Origin of the sequence: Methanosarcina spelaei, assembly GCF_002287235.1 — an archaeon.
Classification (GTDB): domain Archaea; phylum Halobacteriota; class Methanosarcinia; order Methanosarcinales; family Methanosarcinaceae; genus Methanosarcina; species Methanosarcina spelaei.
In genome coordinates, this window is record NZ_LMVP01000250.1 from 1 (window position 1) to 1,692 (window position 1,692).

Below are 1,692 nucleotides of genomic sequence, written 5' to 3' on the forward strand. Positions count from 1 at the left end.
TTTCTAGCTTCAATTTATATCTAAATCGGTTAAATTCCTTTTTTGCCTTTATACTCCATTCTTGATGCTTTTCTTCATTCATAATTACGTTAAGTTCTTCAGATAGAATTTTTTCCAGGAATTTAATCTCATTTTCACGATTGTAAAATATATTCAATAACCTGTATTTTAATAGTTCCTGTTCAATTGTTGTTTTCTTCGGAAAATCGCTAACTATAAGCTTGTTTAAGTGCATCAAACAGTATTGATGCACTAACTTATCCCCAAAAACTTCCTTTAAAATATCTGGGTATCTCTTATCAAAATCCGTAACAATAAACACAGGTTCTGATGTATCTAGATTTTTTCGTAGAAACGTTTTGATGGTTTCTGAACTTTTATCCTCAAAAAGTTCATCTGCTATTGTTCTTTGAGTTTTTGCATCCAGTAATGTTAAACGGTATTTCTGACAACGTCCCTCTTTTGGATGCTGTTCGTCATAGTGCACCATATGTACATTTTCTAAAATTGGAACATTTTCCTGTTCCATTTCTTTGTTGAATGTTCTAAAAATAGTGCTTCTTGATCTTGGAAATATGAAGCTCATTATATCAGAAATTCCATCATAAGAAACTTTATGGTATCTGAGCACCTGGAAAAAATTATTAAATGAATCAAAAAGTAAAGTTTTCAGACCTTCCCAAAAACTATGATCTTCTTCGTCTGTACTACCACAATTTTGGCATTTGTATCGACCAATGCTGATTTTTCCAAGACCTTTTTTGATGTATAGATTATAGCCGTTATGAACCATAGGAGCACTGCAAATAGGGCAGGCTGGAGGAATTTTTCTACGAAAAATTCCTCTTGTGGTATATTCGTAATCATTGCTATAACTATCAAAAAGGTATGAGAGAGCAGGGAGTTCCGATAAGTTATTAAGAGTAAGATTTATAATTACCATTGTTTTTGCCGTAACATCATTACATAATTAGAGAATTATAAATTTATGTAGTGATGTTACACTTACTTTCATCACTAGATTTTGGAACTGAGTCAAAAAAAGGCATAGATTATATATTGGCTCAAAATAGTATGGGCTATCCAGAGGCAGTCCACTACATGACTCTCCCTCGCATTACATTCCAGGGAATCTTGCTTCAGATGCACCCAACTATCTTTTTCCAGCGCATGGTGATTTTGGACAGTCTTCTTGACTGCTTTGATATAGATAACCGCATTACAAAAGGGCTGATTAAAAAAGAAGTTAAACTCATAATCAAATCAAAGCATCCTCAATTAAGGGGAGGATGGAGCTATATACCCGATTTTTTAGAACTTCCGCCAGATGCCGATGATCTTGCCATGGTAATCCAGCTTTTATCTCGAACAGGGGGAATAGAGCTGACTTCTATTTGTGATGAAGCCCTCGATATACTTTTCAAGTACAACACATGTCAAGACGGTTCATTTGACTTGTGGGTTATCGATAAGTCAGATACCTTACAACACTCAAGAGAGGTAGACAGATACATAGAGATCACTAAAAGTGGAGGGTCTTCTCCTGAAGTAGTGGGCAATATGATATATGCTCTGACTCTATATGACATTGATAAATTTAAACACCAGATTGAGGGCGGAGTTCGCTATTTAGAACTATTAGGACTTACGCACTTGAAATGTCGAAAACTTAATGCCATTTAAAATATAATT

The 1,692-nt window shown here is 34.5% G+C and carries 2 protein-coding genes; one reads left to right on the forward strand and one right to left on the reverse strand.

Features of this window, described 5'->3' with window-relative positions:
- On the reverse strand, window positions 1-943 hold a 943-nt coding region (locus tag ASJ81_RS12295; protein ID WP_095642727.1), incomplete at its 3' end, for an ISNCY family transposase.
- A gap of 116 nt (window positions 944-1,059) precedes the next feature.
- Between ASJ81_RS12295 and ASJ81_RS12300 the strand changes: the two genes are divergently transcribed.
- Window positions 1,060-1,683 carry a hypothetical protein gene (locus tag ASJ81_RS12300; protein ID WP_170943300.1) on the forward strand — a complete coding sequence of 208 codons (624 nt, stop codon included), beginning with the start codon at window positions 1,060-1,062 and terminating at the stop codon, window positions 1,681-1,683.
- Window positions 1,684-1,692: the final 9 nt, after the last annotated feature.